The sequence below is a fragment of the Actinoplanes campanulatus genome (genome assembly GCF_014647795.1).
GTDB classification, from domain to species: Bacteria; Actinomycetota; Actinomycetes; order Mycobacteriales; family Micromonosporaceae; genus Actinoplanes; species Actinoplanes campanulatus.
This window is the reverse complement of the sequence record NZ_BMPW01000029.1, coordinates 23,789-43,860: the sequence shown is the minus strand read 5'-3', so window position 1 is coordinate 43,860 and position 20,072 is coordinate 23,789. Positions and strand designations below refer to the sequence as shown.

8 protein-coding genes and 1 pseudogene are annotated in these 20,072 nt (G+C 75.3%); 4 read left to right on the top strand and 5 right to left on the bottom strand.

Translation table 11 applies throughout. The annotated features are described in order from the left end of the window. Positions 1 to 98 precede the first annotated feature (98 nt). The 3 genes and pseudogenes from IEZ13_RS39910 to IEZ13_RS39900 all read right to left on the bottom strand — a co-directional run bounded on the left by IEZ13_RS39910 (position 99) and on the right by IEZ13_RS39900 (position 8,925). A complete protein-coding gene (locus IEZ13_RS39910) occupies positions 99 to 2,000 on the bottom strand; it encodes an alpha-hydroxy-acid oxidizing protein (RefSeq protein WP_183226767.1) in 1,902 nt (633 codons plus the stop codon). Continuing rightward, positions 1,994 to 8,035: pseudogene (locus IEZ13_RS39905) on the bottom strand (type I polyketide synthase); the annotation flags it as partial. The gene IEZ13_RS39910 and the pseudogene IEZ13_RS39905, both read right to left, overlap by 7 nt. A 266-nt stretch (positions 8,036 to 8,301) precedes the next feature. After that, entirely contained in the window at positions 8,302 to 8,925 is a 624-nt protein-coding gene (locus IEZ13_RS39900; protein ID WP_183226765.1) for a LuxR C-terminal-related transcriptional regulator, read from the bottom strand. A 50-nt stretch (positions 8,926 to 8,975) separates the two neighbouring features. Between IEZ13_RS39900 and IEZ13_RS39895 the strand changes: the two genes are divergently transcribed. Further along, positions 8,976 to 10,304 carry a Zn-dependent hydrolase gene (locus tag IEZ13_RS39895; protein ID WP_183226764.1) on the top strand — a complete coding sequence of 443 codons (1,329 nt, stop codon included), beginning with the start codon at positions 8,976 to 8,978 and terminating at the stop codon, positions 10,302 to 10,304. Here IEZ13_RS39895 and IEZ13_RS39890 read toward each other — a convergent pair. After that, the gene (locus tag IEZ13_RS39890) at positions 10,283 to 12,385 is read right to left on the bottom strand and encodes an AfsR/SARP family transcriptional regulator (protein WP_183226763.1); all 2,103 of its coding nucleotides are present in this window, start codon (positions 12,383 to 12,385) and stop codon (positions 10,283 to 10,285) included. The two genes, IEZ13_RS39895 and IEZ13_RS39890, sit on opposite strands and share 22 nt — an antisense overlap. A 228-nt stretch (positions 12,386 to 12,613) precedes the next feature. On the opposite strand from IEZ13_RS39890, the gene IEZ13_RS39885 reads away from it, so the two are divergent. From IEZ13_RS39885 to IEZ13_RS39875, 3 genes are all read left to right on the top strand, one after another. Further along, the gene (locus IEZ13_RS39885; protein WP_229795626.1) at positions 12,614 to 15,724 is read left to right on the top strand and encodes a type 2 lanthipeptide synthetase LanM family protein; all 3,111 of its coding nucleotides are present in this window, start codon (positions 12,614 to 12,616) and stop codon (positions 15,722 to 15,724) included. Positions 15,725 to 15,727: 3 nt separating this feature from the next. Beyond that, positions 15,728 to 15,970, top strand: coding sequence for a hypothetical protein (locus IEZ13_RS39880; RefSeq protein WP_183226762.1), 243 nt, complete (start codon positions 15,728 to 15,730; stop codon positions 15,968 to 15,970). Positions 15,971 to 16,045: 75 nt separating this feature from the next. Next, positions 16,046 to 18,937 carry an ATP-binding protein gene (locus tag IEZ13_RS39875; RefSeq protein ID WP_183226761.1) on the top strand — a complete coding sequence of 964 codons (2,892 nt, stop codon included), beginning with the start codon at positions 16,046 to 16,048 and terminating at the stop codon, positions 18,935 to 18,937. Here the strand turns inward: IEZ13_RS39875 and IEZ13_RS39870 are convergent. Then, complete coding sequence (locus IEZ13_RS39870; RefSeq protein ID WP_183226760.1) at positions 18,836 to 19,978, bottom strand: histidinol-phosphate transaminase; 1,143 nt, start codon at positions 19,976 to 19,978, stop codon at positions 18,836 to 18,838. The genes IEZ13_RS39875 and IEZ13_RS39870 overlap by 102 nt on opposite strands. Between the last annotated feature and the right edge of the window lie 94 nt (positions 19,979 to 20,072).

Here is a 20,072-nt window from a genome sequence, read left to right as displayed (position 1 = left end):
CCTTCACGAAGGCCGGGCGCATGCGGCTGTCCCAGGTCGCGCCTTCGGAACACGGAGAACTGGTGCTCGAAGGCGAGCGCGCCGTTGCTCTGCCGGTGTCAGGCATCCCCGAGGAGGTCGGTGGTGACGTCCGCGATGCGGGTGCAGCCGGTGAGGGCGAGGGCCAGGTCGAGGTCGGCGAGCAGGCAGCGCAGCACGTGGGCCACGCCGGCCCGGCCGTCGAGGGCCAGCCCGAAGAGGTACGGCCGGCCCAGCAGGACGGCGTCCGCGCCCAGCGCCAGCGCCTTGACGACGTCGCTGCCGGTTCGGATGCCGGAGTCGGTGAGGATCGGCACGGCGTCGCCCACCGCGGCCCTTACGGCGGGAAGGGCGTCCAGGGCGGCCACCGACCCGTCGAGCTGGCGCCCGCCGTGGTTGGAGACGATCAGGCCGTCCACCGCGCCCTGGTCCAGCGCGCGCCGGGCGTCGGCCGGGTGCAGGATTCCCTTGAGCAGGATCGGCAGCGAGGTGACGGTCCGCAGCCACGGCAGGTCGTCCCAGTTCAGGCCGGGGTTGGCGAACACCTCGGCCCAGTGCTGGAGGACGGCGCGGGTGTCGTGGCCGGGCGGCACGGCGGCCCGGAAGACCGGGTCGGTGGTGAAGTTGGCGACGCCGGCGCCGTGCAGGAAGGGCAGGTAGCCGCGGTCCAGGTCGGTGGGGCGGTAGCCGAAGGTCGGTGCGTCCACGGTCAGCACGATCGCCGTGTATCCGTGGCGCTCGGCGCGGCGGACCAGGGACTCGGCCAGGGCACGGTCATTGGGCAGGTAGAGCTGGAACCACCGTGGCTGCGGGCCGGCCGCGGCGGCGACCTCCTCGAGGGAGTGCGACGCGCAGGTGGACAGGACGAACGGGACGCCGGCGTCGGCCGCGCCGCGGATCGACGCCAGCTCGCCGTCGGGGTGCACCAGGGTCTGGGCGGCCACGGGTGCCAGCAGCACCGGCACCGGCAGGCGCTGCCCGAGAACGGTGACGCTCAGGTCGCGGCGGTCGGCGCCGCGCAGCATGCGGGGCACCAGGTGCCGGCGGGTGTAGGCGGCCCGGTTGGCCCGGCCGGTCTCACCGGTTCCGGCGTCGCCGGTGACGTAGCCGAGGGCGGCCGGCGTCAGGACCGGGCGGGCCAGGTCTTCCAGGGCGGTCAGGTCGGTGGTCAGCCGGGGGGTGCCGCCCCCGAGGCCGGCGAGGTAGATGTCGCGGACCAGGCCGGCGGGCGCGGGGCGCATGCGGTCCGCCAGGATTGCGGCCGCCTCGGAACCGGGGGCCAGCAACGCGAAATGGCCGCCGGACAGCCGCACGGTGTCGCAGCCGCCGGTGGTGTGCCGGGCCCAGCGGCCGACCTGCTGGGGTGAGTTCTTGGGGTCGGCGTCGGCGAGCAGGACGGTCACCGGTGCGCGGAGCGCGGCGCCGGGCGGGCACGCGTAGCGGCGCAGCGCCCGGTGGTCGGCCCGCAGCAGGCGCAGGATCTCCTCGACCACGTCGGCCTCGGCCAGCAGGGCCTCGGGGACGCCGCCGAGCCGGCGCAGCTCGGCGATCACCGCCGCGTCGTCCATCGTGTCGAGATCGGGTTCCGCCCAGTCGTCGCCGGGCGGCCGGGCGGCCGAGACGAAGACCCCGGTGACCGTACCCTCGCTTTCCAGCAGCCGCGCGGTCTCGAACGCGACGAGGGCGCCCATGCTGTGGCCGAGCAGGTACAACGGGCGGTCGAGGCGCGACGACAGCGCGCCGGCCGCCTCGGCGGCGAGCGCGGCGATGTCCGTGGCGCACGGTTGTGCCGCGCGTTCCCGGCGGCCCGGGTACTGGAACGAGAGGGTCTCCACGTCGGCGGCGACGGAGACGGCCAAGGCCGCGGCGAGGGCGGTGAAGGCATCGGCGCTGCCGCCCGCGTGCGGGAAGCAGGCCAGCCGCGCCGGGGCGGCCGGCCGGGGGTGGACGGTCCGGATCGGCGTGGTCTCCACGTTCAGCACGTCGCCTCCTGGGCCAGTCGGCCGAGATGATCGGCCAGGTGGGCCGGGGTCGGCCAGTCGTAGATGAAGGTGGCCGGCAGCCGGGTCCCGGTCGCGGCGGCGATGCGGTTGCGCAGTTCCACCACGGCGAGTGAGTCGAGGCCGATGCGGTCGAAGGGCGTGTGGGGTTCGACCGCCAGACCGGACGGGTGTCCCAGCACGACGGCGGTCTCCCGGCGTACGACGTCGATGAGCGTGTCGGCCGGGGCGCCGGACGGTGGCTCCGGTTCGGCGGCACGGGGGCGTACGAGGTCGCGCAGCATCGGAGAGGGGGCCACGTCGCCGAGTGCCCAGGCGGCCGCGACGGCGGTGGGCGTGTCCCGGCGGATCGCGGCGTCGAGCAGTTCGAGGCCCTGCTCGTCGGAGAGCGCCACCACTCCGGTCCGGGCCATCCGGGCGATGTCGGCCTCGGTCAGGCCGCCGCCCATGCCGCCGTCGTCACCGTCGCCGCGCCACAGGCCCCAGACGATCGAGGCGCCCGGCTGTCCCTGCGCTCGCCGCAGCTCCATGAGGGCGTCCAGGAAGGCGTTGCCGGCGGCGTAGCCGGCCTGCCCGGCGGTGCCCAGGGTGCCGGCGAGGGAGGAGAACGCGACGAACCGGCGCAGGTCCATGTCACGGGTGGCGGCGTGCAGGTTGAGGGCCGCGTCCACCTTGGGCCGCAGGACGCGGTCGAGCCGTTCGGGGGTGAGGGCGGCGAGCACACCGTCGTCGAGGACGCCCGCCGCGTGCACGATGCCGCCGAGGCGTATGCCGTCGCTGCCGAGCCCGTCGAGGGCCGCCGCCAGGGCGTCCCGGTCGGCGGCGTCGCAGGCCACGCTGCGCACGTCGGTGCCGCCGGCGGCGAGGTCGGCGAGGTCGCGTGCGGCCGCGCTGCCGGGCGCCGGGAGGCGCCGGCCCATCAGCACGAGCTGCCGGACGCCGTGCGCGGTGGCCAGGTGTCGGGCGGCCAGCCGGCCGAGCCGGCCGTGTCCGCCGACGATCAGGACCGCGCGGGTGGTGTCCCAGACCTCGTCGCCGGTGAGGGTGAGCACGACCTTGCCGATGTGCCGTGCCTCGCCGAGGTGACGGAAGGCGGCCGGTGCCCGCCGGATGTCCCAGGTGGCGATCGGCGGCGGTGTGAGGATCCCCCGGTCGAAGAGGTCGAGAAGGCCGGCGAGCATGTCCCGGATCCGGTCCGGCCCGGGGTCGCGTACGTCGTAGGCCCGGTAGGCGACACCCGGATGCGCCGCGGCGACCGCCGCGGGGTCGAGCCGCGCGGTCTTGCCCATCTCCAGGAACCGGCCGCCGTCGCGCAGCAGGCTCAGCGAGGCGTCGATGAACTCGCCGGCCAGCGAGTTGAGCACCACGTCGACACCCTCGAAGCGGACGAAGTCCAGGGTGCGGGACGAGGCGATGTGGTCGTCCGGCAGCCCGGCCGCGCGCAGGACGTCCCACTTGGCGGGGCTCGCCGTCGCGTACACGTCGGCGCCCAGATGCCGGGCGAGCGCGAGCGCGGCGGTGCCGACGCCACCGGTCGCGGCGTGCACGAGGACGGACTCGCCGGCGCGGAGGCCGGCGATGTCCACGAGGCCGTGGTACGCGGTCAGGTAGGCCACCGGCACGGCGGCGGCCTGCTCGAAGGACCAGCCGTCGGGGATCCGGCACACCAGCCGATGGTCGGTGACCGTGACCGGCCCGACGCCGGCGAACAGGCCCATCACCGGGTCGCCGGTTCGCCATGCGGTCACGCCGGGGCCGGTCTCGATGACGACACCGGCACCCTCGCCGCCCTGGCCGGGGCGGGTCGCGTCGGCGTCCACCGACGGCGCGATCACGCCGAGGGTCAGCAGGACGTCCCGGAAGTTCACGCCGGCGGCCCGCATGCGTACCCGGATCTGGCCCGGACCGAGCGGAGCGCCGGCCTCGGGCCACGGCGCCAGGGTGAGGCCGTCGAAGGTCTTGCGGCCGACGAAGTCGAGGCGCCAGTGCGGCTCCCCGGCCGGCGGGGTGAGCACGGTGGCCGGTTCGTCGTGGACGAGCACCGGGCGGTACGCCACGCCGGCGCGCAGGGCGATCTGCGGCTCGCCGGTCGCGAGGGCCGCCTCCAGCACCTGCCGGGAGGCGGGCTCGCCGTCATCGTCGGCGAGGATGAACCGGCCGGGATGTTCTGCTTGCAGGGCCCGCACGAAGCCCCAGGCGGCTCGCTGGGCGAGCCCGGCCGGCCGCTGCTCGCCGTCGACCGCGACGGCTTCGCGGGTGAGTACGGCCAGGCGGGTGCCGGCGAACCGGTCGTCGGAGGTGAGGGTCTGGGCCAGGGACAGCAGGGGGTGGAGCGCCGCCCGGACCGCGGCGGCGTCGTCGCCTCGGACGTCGCAGGAGTACCGGATCCGGTCCGCCTGCTGCGGGGGGCCGTCCGCCTCCGTCCACCGGTCGGCCGGCCCCGGCGGGATTGCGAGCGGCGTCCACGAGGGAACCAGCAGGCCGTCGCGGGCGCCGGGCATCGGGCGCAGCGCGAGTGAGCGGATCGACGCCACCGGTTCGCCGTCGGTGTCCGCCATGTCGATCGAGACCGCCCGCGCGCCGGCCGGGGCCAGGCGTACCCGCAGTGCGGAGACGGCGGTGTCCGGAAGGTGGACGCCGGACCACGTGTGGGGCACCGGTGTGCCGTCCGCGCCGGCCACGCCGGTCAGCACGAGCGGGTGCAGCGCGGCGTCCAGCAGCGCCGGATGCAGGAGATGGCCGTCGTGCGGCCGCGTCACCTCGGCGTAGGTCTCCGGGCCGCGGCGCCACATCGCCCGGACGCCGCGGAAGTCGGGTCCGTAGTCGAGTCCCCGCGCGGCGAGCTGGGCGTAGAGGTGGTCCGGCGCCAGGGGCACGGGCTCCGCGTCCGGCGGTGGCCATGCGGTCAGGTCGGCGACCGGTCCGGCCGGTTCGTCGCCGAGGATGCCGTGGGCGTGCCGGACCCACTCGTGCGCCTCCCGGCGGGCGTGCACGGTGACCGCCCGCCGTCCGGAGTCGTCGGGCGCGTCGACGTACACCCGCAGTTGTATCTCGGCGTCCTCGGGCACCGGCAGGGGGTTCTCCAGGATCAGCTCCTCGACCGTGGTGCAGCCGGCCGCCCGGGCCGCGTGGCCGGCGATCGACAGCCATGCGGCGCCCGGCAGGAGCACCGTGCCGGCGACCCGGTGCCCGGCCAGCCACGGGTGGTCGCCCGTCGTCAGCCGGCCGGTCAGCAGCAGGGCGCCCGTTGCGGGGATCTCGGCCACCGCGCCCAGCAGGGGGTGGCCGGCCGGGGTGCAGCCGGCCGCGCGGGCCGCGTCGTGGCCTCCGGCCGGTGCGGGCGGGTCCAGCCAGAATCGGCTGCGCCGGAACGCGTACGTCGGCAGCGGGATCCGCCGGGCGCCGCGTCCGCCGAGGGCGCCCGCCCAGTCGATCGGCTGGCCCACGACGTGCAGCCGGGCGAGCGCGCCGAGCAACGTCGCGGGCTCCGGCCGGCCGGCTCGCAGGGCCGCCGCGACGGTGCTGCCGGGCACACAGGCGGCGGCCGGCGCGGCCAGGTCGCCGCCGGGGCCCACCTCCAGGAAGCGGGTGCAGCCCAGCTCGGCGAGGTGACGCATGCCGTCCAGGAATCGGGTGGTGCCGCGCGCGTGCCGCGCCCAGTAGTCCGGGTCGGTCAGACCGCCGGGCTCCACGGCCTTTCCGGTCAGGTCGGAGACGAGGGTGATGCCGGGCTCGGCCGGGTCGAGGCGGGTGGCCGCGCCGCGCAGCCCGGCGAGCGCCGGCTCGATCAGCGGGGAGTGGAAGGCGTGGCTGACGCGCAGCCAGGTCGCCTTGCCGCCACCGGACTGGAAGGCCGCCACGACGATGGCCAGCGCGAGGCGCTCGCCGGACAGGACGGTCGATTCCGGACCGTTCACCGCGGCCACCGAGAGATGGGCCTCGTAGCCGGCGATGAGGGCCGCGGCTTCCGGCTCGGCGACGTTCACCACGACCATCGCTCCGCCGGCCGGCAACCGGCCCATGGCCCGGCCCCGGGCGGCCACCAGTTCGGCGGCTCCGGCCAGCGGCAGTGCGCCGGACACGTGCGCGGCCGCCAGGGCGCCGGCGGAGTGGCCGAGCACCGCGTCCGCCCGTACGCCCCAGGACTCCAGCAGCCGGAACAGGGCGACCTCGCCGGCGAAGAGGGCCGGCTGCGCCCACTCGGTGCGTCTGAGCAGGGTCGCCTCGGCCGTGCCCTCGGCGGCGAAGACCACGTCGCGCAACGGCCGGGTCAGATGCGGGTCGATGGCGGCGCAGACCGCGTCGAAGGCTGCCGCGTAGGCCGGGTACGCCCGGTACAGCCCCTCCCCCATGCCGGGGCGCTGGGAGCCCTGGCCGGCGAAGAGGAACGCCGTGCGGCCCTCGTCGGCGACGCCGCGGAACACCTGTGGCGTGGATTCGCCGGCGGTGAGCGCGCGCAGGCCCGCCGCGGCTTCGCCCGGGTCCGCGGCCAGCACCACCGCCCGGTGCCGCAGGGTGCCGCGGGCGGTCGCGAGGGTGTGCCCGAGCGGGGCCAGGCCGGCGGATGCCAGGGGGCCGAGGAGCCGTTGCGCCTGGGCGGCGAGCGCGTCGGCGCCGGCCGCCGAGAGCAGCAGCGGAACGACGCCGGCGGCAGGTTCAGGCGGATCCGGTGCGGCCGGCGCGGCGGGCGGCACGGCTTCCAGGATCAGATGCGCGTTGGTGCCGCTGATGCCGAACGACGAGACCCCGGCCCGCCGCGGGTGGCCGGCCGCGGGCCACGGGACCGGCTCGGTCAGCAGGGTCACGGTGCCGGCCGACCAGTCCACGTGCGACGTCGGCCGGTCGGCGTGCAACGTCGCGGGCAGCACACCGCGCCGCAGCGCCTCGACCATCTTGATGACTCCACCGACACCGGCGGCCGCCTGGGTGTGCCCGATGTTGGACTTCAGCGTCCCCAGCCGCAACGGGCGGTCGGCCGTGTGGGCCCGCCCGTACGTGGCGATCAGCGCCCGCGCCTCGACCGGGTCACCGAGACGGGTGCCGGTGCCGTGCGCCTCCACCACGTCGACCTCCGCGGCCGGCACGCCGGCGTCGGCCAGGGCCCGCTCGATCAGCTGCGCCTGGGCGGTGCCGCTGGGTGCGGTCAGGCCGTTGCTGGCGCCGTCCTGGTTCACCGCCGAGCCACGGATCACCGCCAGCACCTCGTGGCCCTCGCGTACCGCGTCCGACAACCGCTCCACGAGCAGCAGCCCGGCGCCCTCGGCCCAGCCGGTGCCGTCGGCCGACTCCGCGAAGGCCCGGCAGCGGCCGTCGGCGGACAGGCCGCGCTGCCGGCTGAACTCGATGAACGACGTCGGTGTGGCCATCACGGTCACGCCACCGGTCAGCGCCATGCGGCACTCTCCGCGGCGCAGTGCCTGCACGGCCAGGTGCAGCGCGACCAGCGACGAGGAGCACGCCGTGTCCACGGTGATGGCGGGACCCTTGAGGTCGAAGGTGTACGCGAGCCGGCCGGACGCCACGCTGCCCGCGCTGCCGGCGCTGAGGTAACCCTCGTACGCGGCGGGGGCGGGGGCCAGCCGGGATGCGTAGTCGTCGTACATCACGCCGACGAACACGCCGGTGCGGCTGCCGCGGACGCTCTCCGGGGGGATGCCGGCCCGTTCGAAGGTCTCCCAGGCGACCTCCAGCAGCAGCCGTTGCTGAGGGTCGATCGCGTGGGCCTCGCGCGGCGAGATGCCGAACGGCTCGGGGTCGAAGTCGGCGGCGTCGTGCAGGAACCCGCCGGCCCGGGCGTACGAGGTGCCGGCGGCGTCCGGATCCGGGTCGTAGAGTGCGGTCAGGTCCCAGCCCCGGTCGCCGGGGAACGGGCCGATCGCGTCCACCCCGTCCGCGACGAGCCGCCACAGGTCCTCCGGCGAGGTGACTCCGCCGGGATAGCGGCACGCCATGCCGACGATCGCGATCGGCTGCCGGTCTCGTTCCTCGGCCTCGCGCAGCCGCCGACGGTACTCCTGAGCGTCGCCGACGGCGATCCTCAGATACTTCCGGAGTTCCTCTTCAGTAGCCATCCCAGCGGACCTTAGGAATCGCGATCGACCAGGGTCAAGAGTCCGGGAAAGCGGTGAAGGAGAAACGATGGAGAAACGACAGTCGCGAATAGGAATAGTTCGGCGATAGCGTTTTCCGACCCCGCCCGAGGTATAGGCCGCACCCATTCTTCCGGCGGTGTCGGCCTCGGGTCGCGGGCCCTACGGTCGCACCATGGTGGATCTCACGACGGTCAGCCGGTCGGCCCGGTGATCCCGTGCTGGTATGCGAAGACCGCCGCCTGGAGCCGGTCCCGGACGTCGAGTTTCTGCAGCAGATGCGACACGTGGTACTTGACCGTGGGCCGGGTCACCAGCAACTGGGCGCTGATCTCCTCGTTCGACAGCCCGCCGGCCAGCAGCACGAGCACCTCCCGCTCCCGGGGCGTCAGCCGGGCCAGGGCCGGCGGGACGCCGGCCAAGGTCCGGCCGCCCGGCCGGGTGGAGACGAACCGCCGCCCGGCGGTCACGGCCCGCACCGCCGCACCCAGCTCGGCCGGCTCGCAGTCCTTGTTCAGCATCCCGAGTGCGCCGGCTCGCAGGCCCTCCACCACCCGTTGGTCGCTGTGGTCGAGCAGCAACAGCACCGCCGGCGCCGCCGGATCGTCGCGGGTACGCCGGGACAGTTCCACGCCGTCCACCTGCGGCGGCGCCTCGTCGGCGATCAGCACGTCCGGGCGCAACGACCGGACCATTCCCAGGGCTTGCTGCCCGTCGGCCGCCTCGCCGGCGAGCGCGACGCCGGGGCAGCCGTCGACGACGGCGCGCAGGCCCAGCCGGGTCAGCGTGTGAACCGCGCAGATCAGCACCCGGGCCATCGGCGTCGTTCCCTCCGGACAGACGGAACCCTACGAGCGGAAGAAGGGCAATGTCCCAGCCGAACCTGAAAGCACGCGAGTCCGGCGGCCTCGTCCTGGACAGCCACGCCGGGCTCCGGATCGACGGCGCGCGACTGATCGACTCGCTGGACCGACTCGGCGAGATCGGGGCCGATCCGGCCGGCGGGGTGACCCGGCTGGGGCTCAGCGCGGAGGAGCACGCCGCCCGGGTGTTCCTCGGTGACCTGTGCGCCGCGGCCGGCCTGGAGGCCGAGACGGACCCGGCCGGCAACCTGTTCGCCCGCCGGCCGGGAACGCGCCGCGCAAAGCCGGTCCTGCTGGTGGGTTCGCATGTGGACACGGTGGTGCGGGGTGGCCGGCTGGACGGCGCGTACGGGGTGCTCGCCGCCCTCGAGACGCTGCGGGTCCTGCATGAGCACCGGGTCAGCCTGCCGGTCGAGATGGTCGTCGTCGCCTTCGCCAACGAGGAGGGCGCGCTCGTGCAGACCCCGTTCTGGGGCTCGCGGATGCTGTGCGGTTCGCTGGCGAACCCGCTCGGCGCCACCGACCGCACCGGACGGCCGGTCGGCGCCTACCTGGCCACGGCCGGTGGCGCGCCGGACCGGCTGGCCGATGTGGCCTGGCCGCCGGGCAGCGTGGCCGCCTTCATCGAGCTGCACATCGAGCAGGGTCCGTCGCTGGAGCGCCAGGGGGTGCCGGTCGGCGTGGTGGAGGGCATCGTCGGGCGTACGATCCTGGACATCGGCGTGACCGGTGAGGCGCAGCACGCCGGGACGACGCCGATGGCCGACCGCCGCGATGCCCTGACGGCCGCGGCCGAGATCGTCCTCGCCGTCCGCCGCATCGCCGCCGAGGACCGGGTGTGCGCGACGGCCACCACCGGTTTCATCGAGGCCGCGCCCAACGTCACCAACACCGTCCCCGGTGTCGTGCGGTTGTCCGCCGAGGTTCGCGACACCGATCCCGCCCGGCAGGCGCGAGGCGAGGACGTCGTACGCGAACAGTGCGCTCGCGTGGCGGCGGCCTCCGGCTGCCGGGTCGAGGTCACCGCCACCATGCGGTCGCGGCCGGTGTCGACGGCGCCCGCCCTGCGCGGCGTGATCCGGGAGGCGGCCGACCGGCTGGGGCTGCCGCATCTCACCATGCCGAGCGGGGCCGGGCACGACGCCCAGATCGTGGCCCGGATCGCCCCGGTCGGGATGATCTTCGTGCCGAGCCGCCGCGGGATCAGCCACGCACCCGGCGAGGACACCGGGCCCGGCGACCTCGTCAACGGCGCGAATGTCCTGTTGCAAGCGGTGCTGGGGGCGCAGGCCGAGCTCAGCCGGCCGGACGGTCACGACTCGTCGTCCGGGTAGCGGCCGGCGGGTGCCGGCAGCCCGGCGAAGGTCACCGTGCACATCGCCAGTCCCCATGCGTGCTCGGCGAAGCCGGCCGCGGTGGCCTGCCGTACCGCCCGCAGCACCCAGGGACGTTCCCGCCCGTACCAGCCGGCCGGGTCCGCGGTGATCAGGTCGGCCGCCGGGCCCGGTAGCTCCCAGCGGCTCGCCCCGTTCCCGGCCTGCCGCAGGTCGTGGCCGCCGCGCCGGCGATGCGCCATCTCGGACAGGTAGAGCAGCGCGCCCAGCAGGCGTTCGTGCGACTTGCGCCGGGCCTGGTCGTGCTCCGGCGCCTGCAGCCGTCGCGCGTAGCCGAGGATCCAGCCGGGCACCCAGTACCGTGTGCCGCCGGGACCGGGCCGCGCGACCAGCAGGTCCATGTCGGCGAGTTCGTCGAACAGCGCCTCCGCACGGCAGAGGTCCACGTCCAGCAGCGGCGCGCCGACCCATGCCGGGAAGTCGGCCGCCTCGACCAGCGGCAGCAGCCGGAAGAGGCGGCCCGCGTCGTCGGACAGGCCGGCGTACGCCTGATCCACGCCGGTCTGGGCCTCCATCTCGGCCAGCCAGGCGGAACCGGCACCGAGCCGGGCGACGAGGTCGGCGACCGTCCAGTGCGGGTGCGCGGCCAGCCGGGCGGCCGCCAACCGCAGTGCGAGGGGCAGGTAGCCGCAGGTCTCGTTCAGCGCCACGGCGGCCGCATGGTCGGCCTCGATCCGGGCGTGCCCGGCGATCCGGCCGCCCAGTTCCAGCGCGCTGCGCTCGGTGAAGGGCGCCAGCCGCAGCCGTACGGCGGCGGGCAGGCCGGGCAGCGGCCGGCGCGACGTGATGATCACCCGGCACCGCGACGTGCCCGGCAACAGCGGGAACACCTGGCTCTCGGTGAGCGCGTCGTCGAGGATCACCAGGGCCCGGCGGTCGGCCATCAGATCGCGGTAGGTCTCCGCCCGTTCCTCGGTGCCGTCCGGGATGTCCCGCTCCCCCAGCCCGTACGCGCGCAGGAAGCGCCCGAGCACCTCGTGCGGGTTCTGCGCCCCGTCCGGCCCGGAGAGCCGTGCGAACAACTGCCCGTCCGGGAACCGCGGCGCGAGAAGGTGGGCGGCATGCACGGCCAGCGTGGTCTTGCCGACGCCGCCGCGGCCGCTGACCACCGCCGTGGGCACCGCGGTGCCGCTGGTCCGTTCGAGCGCCGTCAACAGGCCGGTGAGGCTGTCCCGGCGGCCGGTGAAGTCCGCGACGTCGGCCGGGAGGCGGCGCGGGGCCCGGTCGGCGGTCCGCGCCGCACGCACCGGCTCCGGCGGCGGGGCGGCCGGGCCCGCCAGCGCCGGATCGTGGGCGAGGATCCGCTGGTACAGCGTGTCCAGTCCGGAGCCGGGCTCGATGCCCAGCTCACCGACGAACCGCAGCCGGGCCTTGTGATATTCGTCCAGGGCCTCCGCCTGCCGGCCGGCCCGGTACAACGCGGTCATCAGCAGGGCCAGCAGGCGTTCCCGGCGCGGATGGGCGGCGACCAGGGCCAGCAGCTCACCGGCGAGGTCGTGGGCGGTCGCCGGGCCGTGCGCCAGCTCCAGCTCCAGGCATTCCTCGTGTACGGCGAGTCGCTGCTCGTCGTACCGGGCGGCCAGTGCGCGTACCGCGTCGCCGCCGATGCCGGCCAGCGCGCGGCCGTGCCACAGCGAGAGCGCCGCCCGCAGCTCGGCCACGGCCCGCAGCGGGTCCGCGTCCTGGACCGCCGTCCGGGCGGCCGCCACGCGGGCCTGGAAGACGTGCAGGTCCAGCTCCTCCTCGGCGACCCGCAGCCGGTAACCGGGGGCGCGCGTGTCGATCAGGTCGTCGCCGGCGAACAGCTGACGGCGCAGGGACGAGACGCAGATGTGGATCTGGCTGCGGCTGGTGGTCGGCGGTCGACGGCCCCATACCGCCTCGACCAGGTGATCCGTGGGCACGACCCGGTTCGCGTCCACGAGCAGGATCGCCAGTACGGTCAGCTGGCGTCTGCCCCTGATGTCTATTGCGGTACCCCCGCGCCGGGCTTCGAGGGGGCCGAGAATCCGGTACTCCATCGCTCGCTCCGCAACTCGTAGTGATCGCCACGCGCGGTGGCCCCAGAGTTGCCGCGGGTAACGGCGGGCCGCATCCGGCGCCGGCCCGCACATTTCTCCCCGGCCGCCGCGGCCGACCGACGGTTCCGGCGCCGGCGACCGGGCCCGCATGGCGGCTCCGGGAGGCCGGATCGTGGCCGGTGAGCCGCCCCGACCTGACCGGCGGCGAAATGTGGGTGCGAAACACCCATGACTGCGTACGAACGGGCGGGCATCGTTCTCGCCATGGCCGTCCCCTCCACCCCCGCCGAAGGGAAGCTCCTCGGCGCCGGGTGGTGGGCGCCCGCACTGGCCCTGCACGAGCGGATCCGCCCCGGCCCCGCCGCCGGCCCGTCGTGCGCGGACCCCGGCGAGCCCTTCACGCAGCGCCTCGCCGACCTCGGGCTGAACCCGGAGGCGGTGCCGGCGCTGCGGGCCGAGCCGGCCGCCGACCTCGCCGCCCGGACCGTCCGGCCGGCGTGGGTGGCGACCGCCGAGCGCGCGGTGGCGGCCGCGGCGCCGGCCTCGGCGGCCGAGGTGGACGGCGACTGGCGCGACGCGTTCGGCCGGGTGCTGCGGCCGTTCACCGACGACGCCGTCGAGCGGATCATCGCCGGCGCCGGCCCGGGCGACTGGCTCGACCTGCCGAAAGTCGCTCTCCACCTCGGTACGGCGCTGCGCCGGAACCTCGTCGACCTGGCCGCCCGCGCGCTCGTCGCCGAACTGCACCGCTGGGGCGCCCGCGACCGGCTCACCGGGGACGACGAGCGGGCCCGGTTCCTCGACTTCGCGCGCCGCATGGCGTCCCCCCGCGGCCTGGCCGCGCTGCTCACCCGGTATCCCGTACTGGCGCGGCTGCTGGCCCAGGCCACCGACGCGACCGTGACGGCGACCCGGGAACTGCTCGCCCGCCTGGCCGCCGACCGCGACGAGGTGGTCGGCTCTCTCCTCGGTGCCGCCGACCCGGGACCGGTCGTCGCCGTCGTGGCCGGCCTCGGCGACCGGCACCACAACGGCCGCACGGTCAGCTTCGTCGACTTCGCCGACGGCAGCCGCGTCGTCTACAAGCCGCGGGACGTGACCACACAGGTCGTCATGGGCCGGTTCATCGACCTGCTGTCGGCCGGGCACCCCGAGCTGTCCCCGGGCACCGCACGCACCGTCGCCCGGTCCGGTTACGGCTGGACCGCGTACGTGGCGGCCCGCGACCTGCCCGACCGCGCCGAGGCCGACCGGTTCTACCGCCGCCAGGGCGCGCTGCTCGCCCTGCTGCACGTGCTGCGCACCACCGACATGCACTACGAGAACGTCGTCGCCGACGCCGGGACCCCCGTGCTGATCGACACCGAGACGCTGTTCAACGCCGAGCTGACACCCGCCGGTGACGCCGACCCGGCGGCCGGCGCCCTCGCCTCGTCGGTCTACCGCACCGCCCTGCTGCCGCTGCTGGTGATCGGCGACCAGGGCGCCGCGGACCTGTCCGGGCTGGGCGGCGACCGCGACGGCCACTGCCCGGCGAGCGTGGTGGACTGGCTCGACGCCGGCACCGACCGGATGCGGCTCGTGCGCCGCCCGTACGCCATGACCGGCTCGGCCAACCGGCCCCGCCTGGCCGGCGCCGATCTCGACCCCGGCGACCACGAGCAGTCCATCGTGGCCGGCTTCCGGCAGGCCTACGACTTCGTCGCCACCCACCGTGCCGAGTTCGCCGCGGCCGTCGCCGCCTGCGCCGATCTGGAGATCCGGGTGATCACCCGGCCCAGCTGGATGTACGCGACGATCCTGGACGAGACGACGCACCCGGACGTGCTGCGCGACGGGCTGGACCGGGACGAGGCGTTCGCGGTGCTCTACGCCAACCGCTGGGCCAACCCGCTGCTGGCCCAGCTCGTCGGGCACGAGATCACGGCGATGTGGAACGGCGACGTGCCGATGTTCCTCGCCTCGGCCGGCTCCGGCGAGCTGCGGACCCCGGACGGCACGTGCTTCCCCGTGCCGCTGCCCCGGGCCGGGGTCGCCGCCGCCCTCGGCACCCTCGCCGGGCTCGGCCACGTGGACCGGCGGCAGCAGGAGTGGATCATCTCAGCGACGCTGGCCACCCGGCGCGGTGCGCCCGCCCACCCGGCGCCCCGGCCCGGCGTCCCGGCCCCGGCCAGTCCGACGAACCCCGTCGTGCATCCGGACGCCCTGCTCACCGCCGCCCGCACCATGGCCGACGCCGTCGTCACCCGGATGTACGGCGAGGAGCGGGTCAACTGGCTGGGTGTCGAACACGTCGACGGCCAGTGGCTGGTGCTGCCGATGGGCGCGAGCCTCGGCACGGGATACCTCGGGGTGGCGCTGTTCCTGGCCCAGTTGGCCGCCGTGACCGGCGTCGGCCGCTACGCCGGTCAGGCCCGCGCCGCGGTGGCCGGCACACCCGCGCTGGTCGACCTGTTCGCGGGCCGCCCCGAGCTGGTCGAAACGGTCGGCTGGGGCGGCCTGAACGGCCTCGGCGGGATCGCGTACGGCCTGGCCCGGCTCGGTCTGCTGCTGGACGACCCGGCGCTACGCGACGGTGCCGCACGGCTGGCCGCGCTGGCCGGCCGGTCGTCGCGGGCGCTGTCCGGACCCGGCTGGTCCGACGGCCTCGCCGGCTGCCTGGCCGCCCTGTCCGCGGTGCGCCGCTGCCTGGGTCCCGGACCCGCCTCCGAGGCGGAGATCGACTGCGCCGACCGGCTCGCCCGGATCGCCGACCACGTCGACGGCACTCTGCCGCTCTCGTTCGCCGACGGGCTGAGCGGCATCGCCTGGGCACTCGTGCGATGCGGTCCGCGGCCGGAGCACCGCGCGGCCGGGCGCCGGCTGGCCTCGCAGGTGGTGGCCCGTGCGACCGCCGACGGCGCGCCCGTGGGCGGCGGCTGGTGCAACGGCGATCCCGGGGTGGCTCTCGCCGGCGTCTGCGTCCCGCACGAGATGCCGGCCGCGGACGTGACCGCGCTGGCCGACGGACCGGCCCACCGCGATCTGTCGCTCTGCCACGGCGAGCTGGGCGTGCTCGACGTGCTCGCGACGATCGCGGCGTCCGGTGATGACCGGCCCTCCCCCGCCGCCACGGCGCTGCGCCGCCGGACCGGCGGGGTGCTGGAGGCCCTGCGCCGAGGCGGCCCGGTGTGCGGGGTACCCGGCGACGTCAGCACGCCCGGCCTGCTGACGGGGCTCGCCGGCATCGGATACGGGCTGCTGCGGCTCGCCGCCCCCGGCGACGTGCCCTCGGTCCTGCTGCTCCAGCCCGCCCACGACCTGGCATCGACAGCCAACCATCCGACAGAGGGGACCTGATCCATGTCTGAGATCAAAAACGACGAGAACGACGAGTACGGCGAGTGCGAACAAACCACCGAGCACGCCGTCGGCCGCATGCGCCTGCTGCCGTCGGTCAACTTCGGCGTACGGGCGGCCGCTCTGGCCCAGATCGCCCTGCCAGTAGCCGTGGTGACGGCCGGGATCGCCGCCGCGGTGCAGGGCGCCGGCGCGGAGAACCTGGTCATCCTGGAGACCAGCTGCTGCCCGCCGTCCCCTCTGTAGGGGCGCCCGGCCAGGAACTGTCGGCAATGCTTGTCAAGCTGTTACGCGGCGGACACCCCGAGTAGGTTCACCCGCATGCGTCCACACTCGACGATGTTGATCGGCCGGGACCGGGAGGTGAGCGTAGTAGAGAAAGCCTTGGCCGAGGCACGGGGAGGCCGCGGCGGCGCGGTCTTCGTCACCGGAGAGGCCGGCATCGGGAAGTCCCGGCTGCTGTCCACGATGACCGAGATCGCGTACGCCGCCGGCATGCGCCTGATGCGCGGCCGGGCCAGCTCGGTCGGCCCGGCCACCCCGCTGCGGCCGCTCACCGAGGCGGCCCTCTATCTGCTGAGGATGGAACGCGTCGAGCCGGCGGAACTCGGACCGTACGGACCGATCCTCGGCCGGATGATCCCCGGCTGGGGTGAGCCGCCCAGCGGAGGCGGCGAGTCCCTGGTCGTGTTGGCCGAGGCCACCCTCCGGCTCACCGGGCTCGCCGGTCATGGCCGCGGATGCCTGCTGAGCCTGGACGACCTGCACGACGCCGACGCGGAGACGCTGGCGGTGCTCGAGTATCTGGTGGACAACGTCGACATGCAGCCGACCCTGCTGCTGGGCGGTATCCGCGAGGGCGACAGCGTCGCGTACGCGCTGGCCAGGACCGCCACCCAGCGAGGCCGGTGCACCATGCTCGAGCTGGGCCCGCTGCGCCGTCCGACGCTGCGCCGGATGGCCGGCGCCTGCCTCGACGCCGACGGGGCGCGGTTGCCCGAGAGCGCGGTGGAGCTGCTGTGGGCGGGCAGTGCGGGAAACCCGTTCATGGCCGAGCAGATGCTCAAGGTCATGGTCGACGAGGAGCTGATCGTCCCGGACGGCGGCTCGTGGCGGCTCGGCGAGCACGCGGCCGCGGTCACCCCGGAGCTCACCCGCCCGCTGGCCCGGCGCCTGGCCATCCTCGGGCCGCAGACGCTCGAGGTGCTCTCGGCAGCGGCCACCTTCGGGCCGCGCTTTCCGCTCGCGGTCGTGCAGCTGGCCACCGGCCTGTCCGACCGGGTCATGCTGAGCCTGCTCCAGGACGACCTGGCCGGTCACCTGGTGGCCCCGGACGAGTACACCGCCGACTGGTACACGTTCCGTCACCAGCTCAACCGGGACGCGGTCCTGGCTCGCATGGATCGCGCGGAGCAGGTTCGGCTCGCCGCCACGGTGGCCGGCGCCGTCGACACCCTCTTTCCCGACCATCCGGGCGAGTGGTGCGAGGTGGCGGCCCGGCTGCGGCTGGACGCGGGCGACCGCCCCGCCGCGGGCCGGCTGTTCACCGAGGCCGGCCGGCGGGCGCTCGCCAGTGGCGCCGCCGCCTCGGCGGTGTCCCTGCTGGACCGGGCCACCGAGCTGCTGACCGACGCGTCGGACCGTGCCGACGCCCTCGAACAGCTGCTGCTGGCCCTGGCCGAGGCCGGTGAGGTGGAGCGGGCACTGACCTCGATCAACACCCTCGATCAGGTACGCGGGCTCACCCCCCGGCGACGCGCCCGCCTGCACACCCAGGTCGCCTGGGCGGCCGCCGTGGCCGGCCGGCTCGACGAGGCGGTGCACCAGGCCACGGTGGCACGCGGCCTGCTCGGCCCGGTTCCGGCCCCGGAGGACATCGCGCCGATCGACGTGGTGGAGGCCCACCTCGCCCTCGACATCACCGGCGCCGACCAGTTCGACCGCGCCGAACGGCTGGCCCGCCACGCGGCCACCGTCGCCGAAGCCGTACCGCTGCCGGTCGTGGCCTGCCAGGCGTGGCAGCTGCTCGGCGCCATCGTGCGGCACCGCAACCCGGACGAGGCGACCCGCTGCCTGGAACGGGCCAACGTCCTCGCCGCCCGGCACGGCCTGCCGATCTGGGAGATCCACGCGCTGATCCGCCTCGGCAACGACGACGCCCTGCGGCACGCGGACACGACCCGGCTCGAGGAGTCCCGCGACAAGGCCGGCCGGGTGGGCGCGGTGACCGCCCACTACCAGGCCGAGTCCAGCATCGCGCTGCACACCATCCTGCGCGGCGACTACCCGGCGGCGCGCGCCCTCATCGATCAGGCGCTGGACTCCACCGTACGGCTGAAGCTTCTCGAGACCACGCGTTACCTGTTGCTGCTGCGGGCGGTGTGCGCCGGGCACGAGGGCGACCGCACCGCGATGACCGCGGCGCTCGCCGAGTTCGAACGGTGGGGCGGCAACCTCGCCCTGCACGCGCCCCGGGCGCACGGGCTCGCCGGGGCGTTCTGCGCGCTGCTCGGCGAGGACCGGCGGCTCGCCCACGACGAGCTGGCCCGCGCGATGTCCGGGGTGGAGGGCGGGCCCAGCATCTACTACCTTTCCGGACGGCACGGCCTGCATCTGCTGATGCGCGTGCTGGCCGGCGAAGCCGACTGGGCGGAGTACGACGCGATGGCCGTCGACCCGGCGAGCGCCCTGCGATGGGACCGGCAGTTCACCCAGTTCGCGTACGCGATCCTGCTCGGCCGGGCCGGGCGGGGCGCGGAGGCGGCGGACGCGGTGACCGCGGCCCTGGAGGCGGCCGAGCCCTTCGAGATGAGCCGCAACCTCGGCCTGCGCCTGGTGGCCGAGGCGGCGATCGTGGACGGCTGGGGCGACCCGCCCGGCTGGCTGCGCACCGCCGAGCGGTACTTCCACGACCGCGACGTCCGTCCCGTGGCCGACGCCTGCCGGGCCCTGCTGCGCAGGTCGGGCGCCCGGGTCCCGCAGCGCCGGGCCGGGGTCGACCGGGTCCCGGAGGAGCTGCGGTCGGTGGGCGTCACCGGACGCGAGTTCGAGGTGCTGGAACTGCTCGCCGGGCGGATGGGCAACCGGGAGATCGCCGACCTCCTGCACGTGTCACCGCGCACCGTCGAGCGGCACGTCAGCAACCTGCTGGCCAAGACCGGCCTGCCCAACCGCGCCGCGCTGCGCAAGTTCGCGGCCGGCGGACAGGAATGATCCGGACGCCCGGAGGAAGGCCGCGTTCCCGGCCGGGCCGCCGATGGTGACCCGGACCCCGTCACCGGCGAAGCCTCGGACGTCCACGCCGTGCGCCGCCGCGTGCGCGACGAAGTCCCCGGTGCGGTCGCCGAGCGGGAGCCAGACGAAGTTCGCCTGGGTCGCCGGAACCGGATAGCCCTGCGCCCGCAGGTCGCCGCGGACCCGGTCCCGCTCGGCGGCGATCCGCCGGCACCGCTCGGTGACCTCGCCCTCGACGGCGAGGGCGGCGACCGCCGCGGCCTGGGCGATCCCGTTCACGCCGAACGGGACGCCGACCTTGCGGACGGCCGACGCGACCGTCGCCGGGCCGGCCAGATAGCCGACCCGCAGCGCCGCGAGCCCGTATGCCTTCGAGAAGGTACGCAGCACCGCGACGTTCTCCGCACCGCGTACCGCCTCCAGCCCGTCGAGCACCCCGGGGTCGGTGACGAACTCCCGGTACGCCTCGTCGATGACGACCAGGACGTCCGGCGGCACGCGGGCGACGAAGCTCCGCAGCGCCTCGCCGGAGACCACGGTGCCGGTCGGATTGTTCGGGTTGCACACGAAGACGATCCTGGTACGGGGCGTGATCGCGGCCAGCATGGCGTCGAGGTCGTGGGCGTGACCGTCGTCGAGGGCGACCGGCACCCCGGTGGCGTTCATCATCCTGGCGAAGACCGGGTACGCCTCGAACGAGCGCCAGGCGAACATCACCTCGTCCCCCGGCCGGCACAGCGCCTGGATCACCTGCTGGCACAGCGCCACCGAGCCGCAGCCGACCGCGAGCCGCCCGGCCGGCAGCGCGTGCCGCTCGGCGAGCCTGTCGAGCAGGTCCGTCGCGGCCATGTCGGGGTACCGGTGCGACTCGGCGACGGCGGCCGCGATCGCGGCGGCGACCGGCGGCGGCAGCGTCGCCTCCGGAAGCTCGTTGTTGGCGAGCTTCGCCGGCAGCGACTCGGATCGGCGTGCCGCATATCCCGGCAGCGCGACAATTTCGGACCGCGGTGTAATCGGCATTCACACCCTCCATTTTGGTATTCAGAATGATAAAGTCGACCTCTCGCGCTCGGGTCAAGGAGGACGAATTCGTGTCTGTTCCCGTGTCTACCAA